This is a genomic window from Pseudokineococcus basanitobsidens (genome assembly GCF_037482545.1).
GTDB lineage: Bacteria > Actinomycetota > Actinomycetes > Actinomycetales > Quadrisphaeraceae > Pseudokineococcus > Pseudokineococcus basanitobsidens.
This window is the reverse complement of record NZ_JBBIAA010000085.1, coordinates 1-543: the sequence shown is the minus strand read 5'-3', so window position 1 is coordinate 543 and position 543 is coordinate 1. Positions and strand designations below refer to the sequence as shown.

The following is a 543-nucleotide window of genomic DNA, read 5'->3' as shown; positions in this document are numbered from 1 at the left end:
GGGTCGGAGCACGAGGGTGAGGGTGGTGGCTTTGAGGGAGGCGCTGGTGGCGGTGGCGGTGAGGCCTGGGCGGGTGCCGGTGGGGACGGGGGCGTTGGTGTCGACGAGGAGGCTGGTGATGCGGCCGGAGGCGGTGCCGATGGTCTCGGCGCGGTCGGTGGTGCCGGCGGGGGAGGTCCAGTCGGTGGTGGCGCTGGTCTTGTCGGCCCAGTAGGAGGCGATCCAGGACCCGGCGGTGGTGACGGTGGCGGCCGGGGTGGTGTGGGCCGCGCGGTTGGTGGTCTCGGCGGCGAGGGTGGCCGAGTCCAGGGTGGCGCCGGAGTAGGCGGCGGCGGTGAGGGTGTACTTGCTGGTGGCGTCAAAGCCGATGCGCAGGACCTGGCCGGCTTCGGTGCCGTCGGCCTTCTTGGCGTAGACGGTGGTCTCGACCTCTCCCTTGTCCCCGGTGCCTTGCTGGACGGGGGCGCCCCAGGTGCCGGCGCCGGTGGGGGCGGTGAGGGTGGCGTCGCGGTTGGTGGTCAGCACGAGGAGGAGCTGGTCGCC

The 543-nt window shown here is 73.7% G+C and carries 1 pseudogene; it reads right to left on the bottom strand.

Annotated elements, in window-relative coordinates:
- Positions 1 to 543 (bottom strand): annotated as a pseudogene (locus tag WDZ17_RS17395) (PKD domain-containing protein); the annotation flags it as partial.